Source organism: Amycolatopsis sp. M39 (assembly GCF_001651785.1).
GTDB classification, from domain to species: Bacteria; Actinomycetota; Actinomycetes; order Mycobacteriales; family Pseudonocardiaceae; genus Amycolatopsis; species Amycolatopsis rubida.
The window spans coordinates 146,609-161,865 of record NZ_LWSF01000012.1 but is presented as its reverse complement, the minus strand read 5'-3'; the positions used below and the strand labels follow the sequence as shown (position 1 = coordinate 161,865).

Annotated in this window: 14 protein-coding genes and 2 pseudogenes; 12 read left to right on the top strand and 4 right to left on the bottom strand. The window is 72.0% G+C overall.

Annotation, left to right across the window (positions count from 1 at the left end; genetic code table 11):
- Nucleotides 1–47 precede the first annotated feature (47 nt).
- The 4 genes and pseudogenes from A4R44_RS25215 to A4R44_RS52580 form a co-directional block, all read left to right on the top strand.
- Nucleotides 48–242 (top strand): ubiquitin-like protein Pup, encoded by a 195-nt coding sequence (locus A4R44_RS25215; protein ID WP_037806475.1) that lies wholly within the window; start codon nt 48–50, stop codon nt 240–242.
- 138 nt (nt 243–380) lie between these two features.
- Nucleotides 381–1,238 (top strand): proteasome subunit beta, encoded by an 858-nt coding sequence (prcB, locus tag A4R44_RS25210; protein ID WP_067585583.1) that lies wholly within the window; start codon nt 381–383, stop codon nt 1,236–1,238.
- A gap of 61 nt (nt 1,239–1,299) precedes the next feature.
- Nucleotides 1,300–2,091: a proteasome subunit alpha gene (prcA, locus tag A4R44_RS25205; protein WP_093576514.1), complete on the top strand. Its 792-nt coding sequence runs from the start codon at nt 1,300–1,302 to the stop codon at nt 2,089–2,091.
- Nucleotides 2,092–2,307: 216 nt separating this feature from the next.
- Nucleotides 2,308–2,574, top strand: a pseudogene (locus A4R44_RS52580) (hypothetical protein); the annotation flags it as partial.
- A gap of 390 nt (nt 2,575–2,964) precedes the next feature.
- On the opposite strand, the gene A4R44_RS25200 reads toward A4R44_RS52580, so the two are convergent.
- The 4 genes from A4R44_RS25200 to A4R44_RS25185 all read right to left on the bottom strand — a co-directional run bounded on the left by A4R44_RS25200 (nt 2,965) and on the right by A4R44_RS25185 (nt 7,599).
- A complete protein-coding gene (locus A4R44_RS25200) occupies nt 2,965–4,200 on the bottom strand; it encodes an RNA polymerase sigma factor (RefSeq protein WP_067585580.1) in 1,236 nt (411 codons plus the stop codon).
- On the bottom strand, nt 4,193–4,543 hold the full coding sequence (locus A4R44_RS25195; protein ID WP_067585577.1) for a YciI family protein: 351 nt from the start codon (nt 4,541–4,543) through the stop codon (nt 4,193–4,195). The genes A4R44_RS25200 and A4R44_RS25195 overlap by 8 nt, the downstream gene beginning before the upstream one ends.
- 110 nt (nt 4,544–4,653) lie before the next feature.
- On the bottom strand, nt 4,654–5,874 hold the full coding sequence (locus tag A4R44_RS25190; RefSeq protein WP_067585697.1) for an esterase family protein: 1,221 nt from the start codon (nt 5,872–5,874) through the stop codon (nt 4,654–4,656).
- 285 nt (nt 5,875–6,159) lie between these two features.
- Nucleotides 6,160–7,599, bottom strand: a complete 1,440-nt coding sequence (locus tag A4R44_RS25185; protein WP_202505912.1) for a bifunctional phosphatase PAP2/diacylglycerol kinase family protein — start codon at nt 7,597–7,599, stop codon at nt 6,160–6,162.
- Between the two features lie 205 nt (nt 7,600–7,804).
- Here A4R44_RS25185 and pafA point away from each other — a divergent pair, with 205 nt between their 5' ends.
- The 8 genes and pseudogenes from pafA to A4R44_RS25145 all read left to right on the top strand — a co-directional run bounded on the left by pafA (nt 7,805) and on the right by A4R44_RS25145 (nt 15,250).
- Nucleotides 7,805–9,163, top strand: coding sequence for a Pup--protein ligase (gene pafA, locus A4R44_RS25180; protein ID WP_037806466.1), 1,359 nt, complete (start codon nt 7,805–7,807; stop codon nt 9,161–9,163).
- A gap of 392 nt (nt 9,164–9,555) precedes the next feature.
- Entirely contained in the window at nt 9,556–10,593 is a 1,038-nt protein-coding gene (locus A4R44_RS25175; RefSeq protein WP_067585695.1) for an oxidoreductase, read from the top strand.
- A gap of 155 nt (nt 10,594–10,748) precedes the next feature.
- A pseudogene (locus tag A4R44_RS25170) lies at nt 10,749–11,751 on the top strand (helix-turn-helix transcriptional regulator).
- Nucleotides 11,748–12,728, top strand: a complete 981-nt coding sequence (locus A4R44_RS25165; protein ID WP_067585571.1) for a YafY family protein — start codon at nt 11,748–11,750, stop codon at nt 12,726–12,728. Before A4R44_RS25170 ends, A4R44_RS25165 begins: the two are co-directional and overlap by 4 nt.
- A gap of 10 nt (nt 12,729–12,738) precedes the next feature.
- A complete protein-coding gene (locus A4R44_RS25160) occupies nt 12,739–12,951 on the top strand; it encodes a bacteriophage holin (protein ID WP_037370413.1) in 213 nt (70 codons plus the stop codon).
- A 37-nt stretch (nt 12,952–12,988) separates the two neighbouring features.
- Entirely contained in the window at nt 12,989–13,303 is a 315-nt protein-coding gene (tatA, locus tag A4R44_RS25155; protein WP_067585568.1) for a Sec-independent protein translocase subunit TatA, read from the top strand.
- 88 nt (nt 13,304–13,391) lie between these two features.
- Nucleotides 13,392–14,366 (top strand): twin-arginine translocase subunit TatC, encoded by a 975-nt coding sequence (tatC, locus tag A4R44_RS25150; protein WP_067585565.1) that lies wholly within the window; start codon nt 13,392–13,394, stop codon nt 14,364–14,366.
- A 2-nt stretch (nt 14,367–14,368) separates the two neighbouring features.
- Nucleotides 14,369–15,250 carry a diacylglycerol kinase family protein gene (locus A4R44_RS25145; RefSeq protein ID WP_067585562.1) on the top strand — a complete coding sequence of 294 codons (882 nt, stop codon included), beginning with the start codon at nt 14,369–14,371 and terminating at the stop codon, nt 15,248–15,250.
- Nucleotides 15,251–15,257 lie beyond the last annotated feature (7 nt).

Genomic DNA, 15,257 nt, shown 5'->3' with positions numbered 1-15,257 from the left:
GGTACCGCTGGGTAGGCTAGGGAGCATCGGCCAGACCGGGAGGCGAGATGGCGCAGGAGAAGATCGAGAAGCACGGCGGCGGCGATTCCGACGAGGAGTTCGACGACGCCGGCGGGGCGGGCCAGGAGCGGCGGGAGAAGCTCGGCGAGGACGTGGACACGATCCTCGACGAGATCGACGACGTGCTGGAAGAGAACGCCGAGGACTTCGTCCGCGCTTACGTGCAGAAGGGCGGCGAGTAGCCGCCTGCCCGTCGCGGCCGCCCCGGGTGCGGGGCGGCGCGGCGGGCGCGCTGGGCCGGAGGTTTCGCGCGGTGGCGCCGGGGGCAGGTTGTGCTCGGCGTTGCCGGGCACGGGATGAGATGGGAACCGAGAGCACGTATGGACAACACCTCCTCTGGGGCGGGTTTTTCCGGGCCCGGACTGCCGTCGGCCTACTTTTCGCCGACGACGTCGTCGTTCGCGGATTTCGTGCGCGCGACCGCGCCGGAGCTGCTGCCCGCGCGGCGGGTGCCCGCGGGTGAGCTGGACGTGCCGCACGGCACGACGATCGTGGCGGTCGCGTTCGCCGGCGGGGTGCTGATCGCCGGCGACCGGCGGGCGACGTCGGGGAACCTGATCGCGAGCCGGGACATCGAGAAGGTGCACGTCACGGACGAGTACTCGGCGGTGGGCATCGCGGGGACCGCGGGGCTGGCCGTGGAGATGGTCCGGCTGTACGCGGTGGAGCTGGCGCATTACGAGAAGATCGAGGGCGTTTCGCTTTCGCTGGACGGCAAGACGAACAAGCTGGCCGGGATGGTGAAGGCGAACCTGGAGATGGCGATGGCGGGGCTCGCGGTCGTGCCGTTGTTCGTCGGGTACGACCTGGAGGCCGAGGACGCGAAGCACGCGGGCCGGATCGTGTCGTACGACGCGGCGGGCGGGCGGTACGAGGAGCACGCCGGGTATGCCAGCGTCGGTTCGGGTTCGCTGTTCGCGAAGTCGTCGCTGAAGAAGCTTTACGACCCGGACGCGGATGCGGACGCGGCGGTGCGGACGGCGCTGGAGGCGTTGTACGACGCGGCGGACGACGACACCGCGAGCGGCGGGCCGGATCTGGTGCGGCGGATTTTCCCGAACGTCATCACCATCACCGCGGAGGACGGCGCGGTGGTGCTTCCCGCGGAGCGGACGGGTGCGGTGGCCGAGGCGGTGGTGGCCGGGCGCGCGGAGCGCAATCACCACCGGCCGGTCTGAGGCCGCCGATGTCCGCTGAATCAATGATTGCCGAGTTTTCGGAGAACGTGGAGCCGACACCGTGACGATGCCGTTGTATGCCTCTCCCGAGCAGCTGATGCGGGAGCGTTCCGAGCTGGCGCGCAAGGGGATCGCGCGGGGCCGGAGCGTGGTGGTGCTGAAGTACGCGGGCGGCGTGCTGTTCGTGGCGGAGAATCCGTCGGCGACGCTGCACAAGGTGTCCGAGATCTACGACCGGATCGGGTTCGCCGCGGTGGGCCGGTATTCGGAGTTCGAGAATCTGCGGGTGGCCGGGATCCGGCACGCGGATCTGAAGGGCTACCAGTACGACCGGCGGGATGTGAGTGCGCGGGCGCTGGCGAACGCTTACGCGGCGACGCTGGGCAGCATTTTCACCGAGCAGCTCAAGCCGTTCGAGGTCGAGGTGTGCGTGGCCGAGGTCGGGGCGACCGCCGCGGAGGACCAGCTGTACCGGTTGACCTTCGACGGGTCGATTTTCGACGAGTCGCCGTTCGTGGTGATGGGCGGGACGACGGAGCCGATCAGCACGAAGCTGAAGGATGTCGTGGACCCGGAGCACGATCTGCGGACGGCGCTGGCGACCGCGATCGAGGGGTTGCGGGCGACCGCGGCGTCGTCGAACGGGAATGGGGCGGCGGCCGAGGCGGAGATCAAGCTCGAGGTCGCGGTGCTGGACCGGGCGAGGCCGCGGCGGGCGTTCCGGCGGTTGTCGGGGGCGGCGCTGGAGGCGTTGCTGCCGGAGAAGGAGGAGCCTGCCGAGAAGCCGGACGACTCCGGCGAGGGCAAGGACTCGGACAAGGGTTCCGGCGAGGGTTCGGCCGAGAAGGAATGACGTGCCGCGCTGAGGTTTCTCAGTAGCTGCCGCGCGCGGTCGACCGGCTGGGCTGCACCAGGTCGCGTCGCACTTCGCTCCCGCCAAGGTGCGTGAGGGCCGCCCTGGGGGAATCTGATTCCCTCAGGGTTCCCCTCACGCACAGCAGTTCACGGTGGGCGGCCGGATGAACCGGCGGCCCAGGGTTGTTTTTCGCGGATACTGGCGTGGTGACGTGTGCGCTGGTGTCGCCGGGGCCGGTTCCGCCGCGGGTGCCGGCGGCGATTCTCTACTTGGCGCGATCCGTGCGTGCAGCCGTTGGTGCGGGCGACCGCGTCCGAGGACCGGTTTGGCGGGTCGCGGGTGATCGGCGGCGCGGTGCGGCCGGTGTATCCGGTGCGGGAGCGGCAGCCGATCTCGCGGACGTTGCGCCGCGGGCGGGGTTCGTGCAGCCAGCGGCTGGCGATTCTGGCGGGAGTCGCGCGGGCGCAGGGGATTCCGGCTCGGGTGCGGGGTCGGCCGGTTCTGGTATCCGAGGTTTCCGCGGCTGAAGTTCCTGGTGCCGTCACGGGTGCTGGTGGCGCGGCTGGAGTTCGAGATCGGCAGGTGGGTCCCGGTCGGGGAGCGCTGTTCGGACAGCGGACCGAGCTGGCGGCGAGTCCGGGGTTTTCCGGCGACAGCGGGGAGACGCTGTTCGAAGCGGTGTCCCGCACGGCGATCGGCTGGGACGGCGTCGTCTGCGAGACCGGCGGGAGCGTGCGACCTGTCCGCGACCGTGCTGGCGGAGCTAGGCCGGTTCGATTCCCGCGCCGGCTTGTTCCGGCGGCACGGCCAGACGCTTTCCGGACCGCTGACGAGGCTCGTCGACCCGGTGCTGGGCCGGCGGGCACCGAGTCAGAGCGACTCCAGCCGCTGACGCAAATGCGCGCGTTCCGGCTCGGTTCCGGCGCTGGCCAACGCTTCCTGGTACGCCGTTGCTGCTTCGTCGTCGCGGCCGAGGCGGTGCAGCAGGTCTCCGCGAGCGGCGGCGTACGGGTGGTAGCCCCGCAGCCGAGGCTCGTCGGCTAACCCGTCCAGAAGGTCCAGTCCGGCTTCGGGTCCGTCGCGCATCGCCACCGCGGCCGCCCGGTTGAGCGCGACCACCGGCGTCGGTGTGAGAGTCAGCAGAATGTCGTACAGCGCGACGATCTGCGGCCAGTCGGTGCGCGCGACGTCCGGTGCTTCGGCATGGAGGGCGGCAATCGCTGCCTGCACCCCGTACGGCCCGGGCGGGCCGCCGGTCAGCGCGACCGGCACCAGCGTGCGCCCTTCGTCGATCAGCGCCGCGTCCCAGGCGGTCCGGTCCTGGTCTTCGAGCAGGACGAACTCGCCCGCCGGCCCGGTGCGGGCGGCACGGCGGGCGTGCGCCAGCAGCAGAAGCGCCAGCAGTCCGGTGATTTCGCGCTCGTCGGGCAGGAGACGGTGCAGGATGCGGGCCAGCCGGATGGCTTCCTCGGCCAGGTCCGGACGCTGGATGTCCGGGCCGGAACGGGCCGCGTAGCCCTCGGTGAACAGCGAGTACAGCACCTGCAGCACGCCGGGCAGCCGGGCGCGCAGCTCGTCGCCGGACGGGACGCGGAACGGGATGCGGTGGTCGCGGATCCGGTTCTTGGCCCGCGCGATCCGCTTCGCCGTCGTCGCGGTCGGCACCAGGAACGCCCGCGCCACCTCGGGCGTGGTGAGCCCGGCGAGGCAGCGCAGCGTGAGCGCGAGGCGGTCCTCGGCGGCCAGCGCGGGGTGGGCGCAGGTGAAGAACAGCTGGAGCCGGTCGTCGGGCAGGTCGCCGTCGGCCCCGGGCAGCGGGGGAGGGTCGCCGCGGTCGGATTCCGCTTGCAGGACGGCCAGTTTCGCCGCGTACGCCTGGTCGCGGCGGAGCCGGTCGACGGCCTTGCGGCGCGCGGTCGTCATCAGCCACGCGCCGGGTTTCGGCGGGACGCCGTCGACCGGCCAGCGCACCAGCGCGGCCTCCACCGCTTCGGCGGCGACCTCCTCGGCCAGGTCGAGGTCGCCGAAACGGCGGACGAGCGCGCCGAGCAGGCGGCCGTGCTCCTCGCGGAACACGGCCGCCACGGACGCTCGGGCGTCAGGCATCGAAGTCGGCGATCGGGCGCACCACGACCGAACCGTCCCGGGAACCCGGGCAGCGGGCGGCCCAGTCGAGCGCCGCGTCGAGGTCGGGCACGTCCAGCACGTAGAACCCGCCGAGCAGCTCGCGGGTCTCGGCGAACGGGCCGTCGGTCGTGATCGACCGCTCGCCGTCGGCGCCCACCTGGACCTTGGTCGCGGTCACGAGATCGGCGAGCGACTCCCCGCTGACGAACACCCCCGCGTCGCGGACTTCCTGGTCGTAGGCCATCCAGTCGGCGGGCTCGCAGCCGGCGGCCCCGCCCTGCTCGGTGGCCGCGGAAGCGTGGATCAGCAGCAGGTACTTCATGGTCGGGCTCCTTCGTCGGTCAGCGCGGCCGGAGTGCCGCACTGACCTCACCACGAACGGCGCTCGCCCGGATGGACAGGGCCCGGAAGATATTTTTCCGGAGGATCCGCTCAGGAGGCGGCAGGCGCGGTGCGGAAGTTCTGATCGGCGAAGGCGAGCATGTAGGGGAGCGTCGCGCGGGCGGTGTGCCAGGTGTGGTTGAAGCCGCGTTCGGCGTGCACCACGACCTCCTGGCCGCGCCGCTGGAGCGAACCGGCGATGCGGTGCGCGGTCGCGACGTCGGTCGGCGCGCCGGTGCCGACCGTGAGCATCACGGCGATCTTCTGCGGGAACGGCATCGTCGGGATGTAGCGGCGCGGGGTGTTCGCCGCGATCGCCGCCTGGTTGCCGCCGAGGACGCCGACCGAGTCGTTCAGGTCGTCATACGGCAGCGAGATCAGCAGCGTGCCGAACTCGCCGAGGTGGTGCAGCCCGATGTTCAGCGCGCCGAATCCGCCGCCGGACATGCCGCCGAGCGCGCGGTGGCCGCGGTCGGCGAAGGTGCGGTAGTGCTTGTCGACCGACGGGACGATGCTGCTGGCGAGATACGTCTCCAGCTGCGGTCCGCCCGGGACGTTCAGGCATTCCCAGTCGGTGCTCGGCCGGTTGGCGGTGAGGTCGACGCTCACGATGATCATCGGCTGGATCACGTTCGCGTCTTCGAGGCTCTTCAGCGTCTGCGGCGCGGAGCCGGAGGTGAGCCAGTCGCGCGGCCCGCCGTAGGGGTAGCCGTGGATGAGGTAGACGACCGGGTAGCGCTTGGCCGCGCTCGCCGGATCGTGGTAGCCGGCCGGGAGGACGACGTAGTTCTCGCCGTTCCGCACGCCGTGCGCCGGGTCGGGGACGTTCAGCACCTCGATGCTGCCGTTGGCGTTGGACGGAGCCGCCGGGCGGGCGGCGGGGGAGCCGCCGCTGGAGCTGCCGGCGGTGCTGGGGTCGGAGTCTTCGGCCGGATCGTCGCTGGTGCCGCGCAGGAGGGTGCCCGCGACGTTCATCGCGCCGGAACCGCGCTGCAGCAGCCTGCCGAGGTCGCTGGGCGTGCGGACGTAGCCGACGTAGCTGTTCACCGCGGTGATCGCGGCGATCAGGAACAGCGCGATCGACCCGCTGACGCCCCAGCGGCGCGCGCGGCGGCGGTGCGCGAGCGCGATGGTGACGGCCAGCACCGCCGTCGCGGCACCGGCGAACGCGAGCCACAGCAAGGGGGATTCGAGCGGCCCGAGGTCCCTGGCCTGGGAGGTGACCGACGGGGGCAGGACGGGGTCGACAGCCTGCGGGAGCAGCCTGGTCATCCGCGGCCTGCCGGAGACGGGCAGCTGCGACCGCGGGAGGAAAAACGCACTGAAGAGACCCCTGCCGTGAACTGGCGCGGACAGGGCAGTCCGCACCTCGAAGATCACGCTATTGAGGGCTGGCTGTGGATTCGTTGAGAAAAGGTAAAGAAATAGTCAAGGGTCGCTCTCCGGTGCGGCGAGCTGACGGCAAACGCGCAGGTCAGTGCCGGAGAGCCGGGCACTGCGGTGAAGCACACGGTACCCGCCCGAACGCCGCCGGACGGACCTGAGGGCACGACGCGGTCAGGAGTCGCTGTCCGGATTGCGGTAGACGGTCAGCGCGCTGGGCCGCGACCGGAACCGGAACTCCCGCCCGAGCGGCCCGACCTCGCCGTCGGTGGCGACCCGGCGGTTCCCGTCGAGCAGCCGCACGTGCAGTTCCGGCAGGTCCCGCTGCCGGTAGACGTGGCTCGCGTGCAGGCTGTCGGTGAGGCTCGCGAGCACGAATCTGATCCGCGACCAGCGCACGTCGGCCCGCACGTACCGGACGTCGAGCAGGCCGGTGTCGAGCGCCGGGCGCCGCGAGGGCGCGAACCCCTTCGGCGCGTAGGTGCCGTTGCCGATGAAGATCAGCCACACCTGGGCCGGCTTCCCGTTCAGCTCCACCCGCAGCGGTTTCGCGCGCCGCATCGCGCGCACCAGCGCGATCGCCGCGGACGGCCACTTCGGGAACCGGGTCTGGAGCTTTTCCCGCAGCCGCACCATTTCCGGGTACCCGCCTAGGCTGGCGGTGTTGACGAACCAGCGATGCTCGGGTTCGCCGGAGCCGTCGATCTCGACCTCGGCCAGGTCGATGCCGACCGCGTGCCCGCCCTCGGTCGCCTCGTCCGCGTCCGGCATCGACCGGACCCCGACGTCGCGGGCGAAGTGGTTGAGCGTCCCGGCCGGGATGAGCGCCAGCGGCAGCCCGCGTTCGGCGGCGACCGACGCCACGGCCGCGACCGTCCCGTCCCCGCCCGCCACACCGAGCGCGCGGACCGAGCCGTGCGCCTCGATCTCGTCGGCGAGCTGCTCGCGCAGATCCCGCGACGGGTCCGGGTAGATCAGCGACGCCTTCGGCCACGCGTGGCGGACGTCCTCGGCCGGGTCCTGGCCGTTGACCCCCGAATGCGGGTTCACCAGCGCCAGCATGTCCTCGCCGTCGCGCATCTCCGGTGCCTCCGCCGCATGGGCGGTGCGGGCGCGGACGTCGGGGTGCAACGGCCACCAGTGCCGGGTCAGCACGGCGACGCCGGTCCCGATCGCGAGCCCCGCGGCGACGTCGCTCGGCCAGTGCACGCCGGTGTGCACCCGCGAGTACGCGACCGCCCCGGCGAGCGGCACGATCGCCAGCCCGGCCCGCGGCGACTCCATCGCGACCGCGGTCGCGAACGCGGCGGCCGAAGCCGAATGCCCGGACGGGAACGACGACGACGTCGGCCGTTTGCGCAGCTGACGGTGTGCGGGAACCTCTTCCTCGGCCGGACGGCGGCGGGGGAACAACGGCTTCGCGACCAGGTTCGCCGCGGCGCTCGCCCCCGCGACGGCGGCGATCCCGCGCAGCGCGCCCCGCCGCGCCGGGCCCTTCCGGACTGCCAGCACGGCCGCCACGCCCCACCAGAGCCGCGATTTGTCCGCACTTCGGGACAACGCGGTCAGCACGTCGTCGGCCCGGGTGCGGGGGAGCGCCGCACTGCGCCGCATCAGGGCCCGGTCCCGCCGCCCTACCTGCCGGAACGCCCGGCCGACCTGCTGGAACACTGTCGTCCACCTCCGCTGGCCGCGCCGGCTCCGCACCCGGTCCCGACGACCGGTTTCCGCCGCAATGTCACCACTTGCAACGTACCGACCGCGTGTCGCCGCCCGAACGGCGCACCTTCCGCGGGGGTCCAGCGCCTACTCTGGTGGGATGCAGCGGCGGATCTTTGGCATCGAGACCGAGTTCGGGGTCACGTGCACCTTTCACGGCCAGCGCAGGCTCTCGCCCGACGAGGTCGCGCGCTACCTCTTCCGGCGGGTCGTCTCGTGGGGACGCTCCTCCAACGTGTTCCTGTCCAACGGCTCCAGGCTCTACCTCGACGTGGGCTCGCACCCGGAGTACGCGACGGCCGAGTGCGACGACCTGACCCAGCTCGTCACGCACGACAAAGCAGGCGAGCGGATCCTTGAGGACCTCCTCGTGGACGCCGAGCGCAGGCTCGCCGACGAGGGCATCGGCGGCGACATCTTCCTGTTCAAGAACAACACCGACTCCGCGGGCAACTCCTACGGCTGCCACGAGAACTACTTGGTGACCCGTGCCGGGGAGTTCTCCCGGATCGCCGACGTGCTGCTGCCCTTCCTCGTCACCCGCCAGCTCATCTGCGGCGCGGGCAAGGTCCTGCAGACCCCGCGCGGCGCGGTGTACTGCCTCTCCCAGCGCGCCGAGCACATCTGGGAAGGCGTCTCCAGCGCCACCACCCGGTCCCGGCCGATCATCAACACCCGCGACGAACCCCACGCCGACGCCGAGCGCTACCGGCGCCTGCACGTCATCGTCGGCGACTCCAACATGGCCGAGCCCACCACGATGCTGAAGGTCGGATCGGCGCACCTGGTGCTGGAAATGATCGAGGCCGGGGTCCAGTTCCGCGACTTCACCCTCGACAACCCGATCCGCGCGATCCGGGAGATCAGCCACGACCTCACCGGACGCCGCCAGGTCCGGCTCGCCGGCGGGCGCGAGGCGTCCGCGCTGGACATCCAGCGGGAGTACCACGCCCGCGCTGTCCAGCATCTGAAGGAGAACGGGTCCACGCCCGCCAACGAGCGCGTGGTGGAGCTGTGGGGCCGGGCGCTGGAGGCGGTCGAGGAGCAGGACTTCAGCAAGATCGACACCGAGATCGACTGGGCGATCAAGCACCGCCTGGTCGAGCGGTACCGGGCCAAGCACGACCTGGACCTGTCCAGCCCGCGGGTGGCCCAGCTCGACCTGGCCTACCACGACATCCGCCGCGGCCGGGGCATCTTCGACCTGCTGCAGCGCAAGGGACTCGTCCGGCGCGTCACCGACGACGGCGAGATCGAGGCGGCCAAGGACACCCCGCCGCAGACCACCCGGGCGAAACTCCGCGGCGACTTCATCGCGGCGGCGCAGGCGGCCGGGCGGGACTTCACGGTCGACTGGGTGCATCTGAAGCTGAACGACCAGGCGCAGCGGACCGTGTTGTGCAAGGACCCGTTCCGGTCGGTCGACGAGCGGGTCGAGCGGCTCATCGGCTCGCTGTGATTGTCGGCGCGGACTTCCTCGTCGCGGGCGGATCGCCGTTCAGCCCGGCGTCCGGAGGCGCGATGCGGCCCCGGCCCGCGGTCGCCGACGCCAGGACCTTCAGCCGGTGTCGCAGGTGCGTCGTGAGATGCACCTGCCCGGGTCAGCGGTGCCCTTGGGCCTGAACGCGGCGTTCGGACCTGAAGACATGGTCATCCGGGCAGCCCGCGGACGGTCATGAGCTGAATCGAGGCGGTCAAGTTTCGGCATGGGCCCGGTGGCCGCGCCGAAACTTGCCCTCCGCACGCCGCCGCGTTTCCGCGTCGTGGTGCGAGCGGTTCGGGCACCGGAAACCGTTGCCGCGGGCGGAGAACCCGACGAAAGTCGTCACCCGGCTGCGGCAAGATCTCCGCATGCGTGCGTTCCGGAGCGTCCTGGTCCTCGTCGCGGTGCTGTCGATGTCCTTGGGCGGGGTCGCCGCGGCCTCCTCGCTGCCGTCGTGGCGGCTCCTGCTCGCGGACACCGCCGCGCAGTTCCGCGGCCTGTCCGCGGTGAGCGAGCGGGTCGCGTGGGTCAGCGGCACTCAGGGCACCGTGCTGCGGACGGTCGACGGCGGTAGCACTTGGCAGCCGGTCGGGCCGCCGGATACCGGGAAGCTCGAGTTCCGCGACATCGAGGCCTTCGACGCCGACCACGCGGTCGTGCTGTCGATCGGGCCCGGACCGGATTCCCGCATCTACCGCACCGACGACGGCGGGAAGCACTGGCGGCAGACGTTCGGCAATCCCGATTCCGCCGCGTTCTACGACTGCCTCGCCTTCTTCGACCCGTGGCGCGGTCTCGCGATGAGCGACCCGGTAAACGGGAAGTTCCGCGTGCAGGCGACCTTCGACGGCGGCCGCAGCTGGAAGCAGATCCCGGACAACGCGTTCCCGCCCGCGGAACCTGGCGAAGCCGGGTTCGCTGCCAGCGGCCAGTGCATCACCACGTCCGGGCCGTTCGACGCGTGGCTTGCCACCGGCGGCGGAGCGCATGCACGCGTCCTGCACTCCGGCGACGGCGGGCGGCACTGGACCGCGGCCGAGACTCCGTTGCCGAGCAGTGCGTCGGCCGGAGTGTTCGCGGTTGCGTTCCGCACGCCGTGGCAGGGCGTCGCGATCGGGGGCGACTACGCCAATCCGACCGCGCCCGGTCCGGCTGTCGCGGTGAGCCGCGACAGCGGGCGCAGCTGGCGCACCCCGCCGGAGCATCCTGCCGGGTATCGATCCGGGCTTGCCTGGCGCGGCGGCACGGTGCTGGCTGTCGGACCTGGCGGGAGCGATCTGAGCCGCGACGGGGGACGGCACTGGGCGTCGTTCGACAGCGGCAGTTTCGACACTGTCGACTGCACGCGGTCGGGTGCGTGCTGGGCCAGCGGGACCCAGGGACGAGTGGCGAAGCTGGTTCCGTAAGAGCGAACCCGTTCCGGGCAGGGAAGCCGCCCGCAACGGCGGTGCGTGACGGCGCGGGCGCGGAGGGTCCCGCCGCCGCACGCGGGCTGACCAGGCGCGACGCGCGAGGGCCGGACCTCGCGATCGCGCGCGGCGGGGAGAGCTAGAGTCGTCTGGTGTCCACCGCACGCGCCGAACGGCTGGTCAACCTCGTGCTGGCCCTGCTCTCCACCCGGCAGTACCTCACCGCCGAGCGGATCCGCGGGATCGTGCCCGGGTACGCCGACGCGGCCAGCGACGACGCCTTCTTCCGCACCTTCGAGCGGGACAAGACCGAACTGCGGGAACTCGGCATCCCGCTCGAAACCGGCCGCAACTCCGTCTTCGACCCGGTCGAGGGCTACCGCATCGCCCGCCGCGACTACGAACTCGGCGAGATCGACCTCGCCCCGGACGAGGCCGCGGCCGTCGGGCTCGCCGTCCGGCTCTGGGACTCGCCCGAACTCACCGGACAGGCCCAGGGCGCACTGGTGAAACTGCGCGCGGCCGGCGTCGAGGTCGACGACCAGGCACCCACCGTGATCGAGCCGCGGGTGCGCGCGGAACCGGCGTTCGCGCCGATGCTCGCCGCCGTCCAGGCCGGGCAGGCGGTTCGCTTCGAATACCGGCGCAGCGGCTCGCCCGAACGCCGCATCCGCACGCTCGAACCGTGGGGCGTCGTGTCCTGGCGCGCCCGCTGGTATGTCGTCGGGCACGACCGCGACCGCGACGCGCCCCGCTGCTTCCGGCTCTCCCGCGTCACCGGAAAGGTCGCCGCGATCGGGAAACCGGGCGCGGTCGTCCGGCCCGAGGGCGTCAACCTGATGCAGCTGGTCTCGGTCACCGGCGGCGGCGAAGACCCGGCCCCGGTCACCACCGCCCGGATGTGGATCGCCGACGGCCGCGCCGCCGGAGTCCGCCGCCGCGGCGACGTCGTGGGCCGCGAGACCGTCGCGGGCGAGGAAGGNCGAGGAAGGCGACGTGATCGAGATCGGCCTGTACTTCCCGGAATCGGCCGCCGACTGGATCGCCGCCCAAGGACCGGACGTGCTCGTCCTCGAACCGGACGTGCTGGCCAAATCCGTGCAGCACCGGCTTGAGGCCGTGCTCGCCCGCGCCGGGCGGGGCAGCGTCCGATGAGCGCCTCCGGCGAACGCATGCCGAGACTGCTCGCGCTCGTGCCCTACCTGCTGGCGCGCCCCGGCATCCGGATCGACGAGGCCGCGCAGGACTTCGACGTCACCCCGCGCCAGCTGCGCAAGGACCTCGAACTGCTGTGGATGTGCGGGCTGCCCGGCTACGGCCCCGGCGACCTCATCGACCTGTCCTTCGAGGGCGACACCATCGTCGTCACCCACGACGCCGGGATGAGCCGCCCGCTGCGCCTCACCGGCGGCGAAGCCACCGCACTGCTGGTCGCGCTGCGCGCGCTCGCCGAAACGCCGGGCGTGGCCGACGGCGACGCGGTCCGCCGCGCCATCGCCAAAATCGAGGACGCCGCCGGGCAGGCCCGCCCGGCCGGAGTCGTCGTCGGGGGAGGAGTGCGCGAAGGAGCCCGCGCCGCCCGCACCCGCGAGACCGTCTCCGGCGCGCTCCAGGACGGCCGCGCGCTGCGGATGCGCTACTACACCGCCTCGCGCGACCAGATCACCGAACGCACCGTCGACCCGATGCGGCTGGTCATCGTCCAAGGCGTCGGCTACCTCGAAGCGTGGTGCCGTCGCGTCGAAGGCGTCCGGCTCTTCCGCCTCGATCGGGTGGACGCGCTCACCGTATTGGCCGAACCCGCGGCTCCGCCCGCCCATGCGCGGCCCACCGACCTGTCCGACGGAGTCTTCTCCGCCCGTCCCGATCAGCGGGTCGCCCATCTCGTGCTCGACCCCGACGCCCGCTGGGTCGCCGAGTACTACCCGTGCGAGGAACTGGCCGAACTCGACGGCGGGCGCCTGCGCATCGCCATGCGCTACAGCGACGAGCCCTGGATGGTCCGCCTCGTGCTCAGCCTCGGCGGGGACGCCCAGGTGGAGAGCCCCGCCACACTCGCCGAGGCGGTCGGTCGCCGGGCCGCCGACGCCGTGGCGCGTGCCCGTCACCTCATGTCCATCTCCGACCGATAAGGTGGTTTCAGTGCCGTACCTGCCCGTCTATGTGCTGCTCGCGGCCGGCCTGCTCGTCCTGGCCCTGCTGCTGGTACGGACCGCCGGAGTCTTGCGCCGCTTCCGCCGCACCATGAGCATGGTCAGTGCGGACACCCACGACCGGACCGGACTCCTCCGGGCCCGGTCCGCGGCACTCCGTGTGGCCGTGGCCGAACGCCGCCCGGCGCCCGGCAACAAGTAACATCGGCACAGACCCCAGACAAGGAGGGCAGCCGACCATGAACGCGCTGCAGCCGTGGCACATCATCGTTCTGGTGCTCGTGGTGGTTCTGCTGTTCGGAGCGAAGCGGCTCCCGGACGCGGCCCGGTCCATCGGCAAGTCCATGAAGATCTTCAAGGCCGAGACCAAGGACCTGACCGGCGAACAGAAGGCCGAAGCCGAGGCCGAGTCCGCCGACACCCGGCACATCGCCCCTCCCGCGCCGGCGCAGACCGCGCAGGACCAGCAGGTCGCCGACCTCCAGCGCCAGCTCGACGAACTGAAGAAGCAGCAGGCGGCCCCGGCCGACCAGCCGCAGAAGAACGCGAGCTGACCCTCCGCGCGCACCACCCGGTCCCCGGTCCACGGCGGCGCGCCGGTGCGGCGCGCCCCGGCGGGCTCTGACGAGAACGGAACGACCAGTGGCGGAAGCCGCCAACGGCAACGGCAGCCGGCCCAGCAAGCGGAGCCGGCGCAGCCGTCGGAAAAACCCCGACGGCACGATGACGCTCATCGAGCACATCTACGAGTTCCGCCGCCGCCTCGGCTGGGCGGTCGTTTTCGTCGTGATCGGCGCGATCTTCGGGTTCATCTGGTTCGGCCAGCGATTCGGGCCGATCCCGTCGCTCGGCGACATCATGACGCACCCGTACTGCGCCATCCCCGCCTCGCAGCGGTTCGGCGGCGAAACCGGCTGCCGCCTGCTGCAGACCGTCCCGTTCGAAGTCTTCATGCTCCGCCTGAAGGTCGGCGTCGCCGCGGGCGCGGTGCTGCTGTCCCCGGCCTGGCTCTACCAGCTGTGGGCGTTCATCGCCCCCGGCCTCTACGCCAAGGAACGCAAGTACGCGCTGACCTTCGTCGGCTTCGCCTCGGTGCTCTTCGCCGCCGGCGCGGTGCTGGCCTACCTGCTCGTCCCGCACGCGCTCGCGCTGCTCGCCGGGTTCGGCCAGGACCAGTTCGTCACCGCCCTCACCGGCGACAAGTACATCTCGTTCATCCTGTCGCTGCTGGTGATCTTCGGCGTCAGCTTCGAACTGCCGCTGCTCGTCGTGATGCTCAACCGCGTCGGCGTGCTCAAGTACCAGCAGCTCAAGAAGTGGCGCCGCGGCATCGTGTTCGCGCTGTTCGTGTTCGCCGCGTTCGCCACCCCCGGATCGGACCCGTTCTCGATGCTCGGCCTCGCCGCCGCGCTCACCCTGCTGTTCGAGATCTCGATCCAGCTCGCCCGCTTCCACGACCGCAAGCTCGACCGCGTCCGCCACGACGAGGGCTGGGACCAGCTCGCCGACGACGAGGCCGCGCCGTTCACCTACACGCCGACCAGCGCCGACGGCGAGGAACCGGCCGCGCGGAAACCGGCGTCCGGCCGCTCCGGCTCCACCGACGACATCACCTGATCGTGGGCCTGAACGCAGCACTGGCGGTGCACCCGGCCTCCGGTCGCGGCGCGGCCGCCCGCCTGGCCGAAGCGGTCGCGGCGCGGCTCCGGCCCGCCGTCGACCGGCTCGACCTCCTCAGCGCCACCAGCGTCGAGGAGTCCCGCGCACTCATGCGGTCCTCGCACGCCGAAGGCCTCGACGTGCTGATCGTCCTCGGCGGCGACGGAGCGGCCCACCAGGGCGTCCAGTTCTGTGCCGACCACGGCGTCGCGCTCGGCCTCGTCCCCTCCGGCACCGGCAACGACTTCGCCCGCGCCCTCGGCGTCCCCGCCGACCCGCGCGCCGCGACCGACGCCCTCGCCAAAGCCCTGCAAACCGGGCACCGCCGCAGCGTCGACCTCGGCCGCGTCGGCGGCACCTGGTTCGCCACCGTGCTGTGCGCCGGATTCGACGCCGCCGTCAACGCCCGCGCGAACGCGATGCGCTGGCCCGCCGGACCCCGCCGCTACGACCTGGCGATCCTCGCCGAACTCGCCGCGTTCCGGCCCAGCCCGATCGTCGTGCACACCGACCACGGCGTCCTGTCCGGGGACACGAGCCTCATCGCCGTCGGCAACACCCCGTACTACGGCGGCGGCATCCCGATCTGCCCGGACGCCGACCCCGGCGACGGCCTCTTCGACGTCACCGTCATCGGCGCACCCGGCCGCGTCCGCCTGCTCCGGATGCTGCCGCAGCTGCGCACCGGCGAACACGTGCACAAGCCCAGCGTCGAAACCTTCCGCACCCGCACCCTGCGCATCGAAGCACCCGGCTGGCCCGTCTACGCCGACGGCGAAGACCAAGGCCAGGCACCGGTCGAGCTGGCCTGCGTGCCCTCCGCGCTCACAGTGGTGTCGTGAGTGCTGA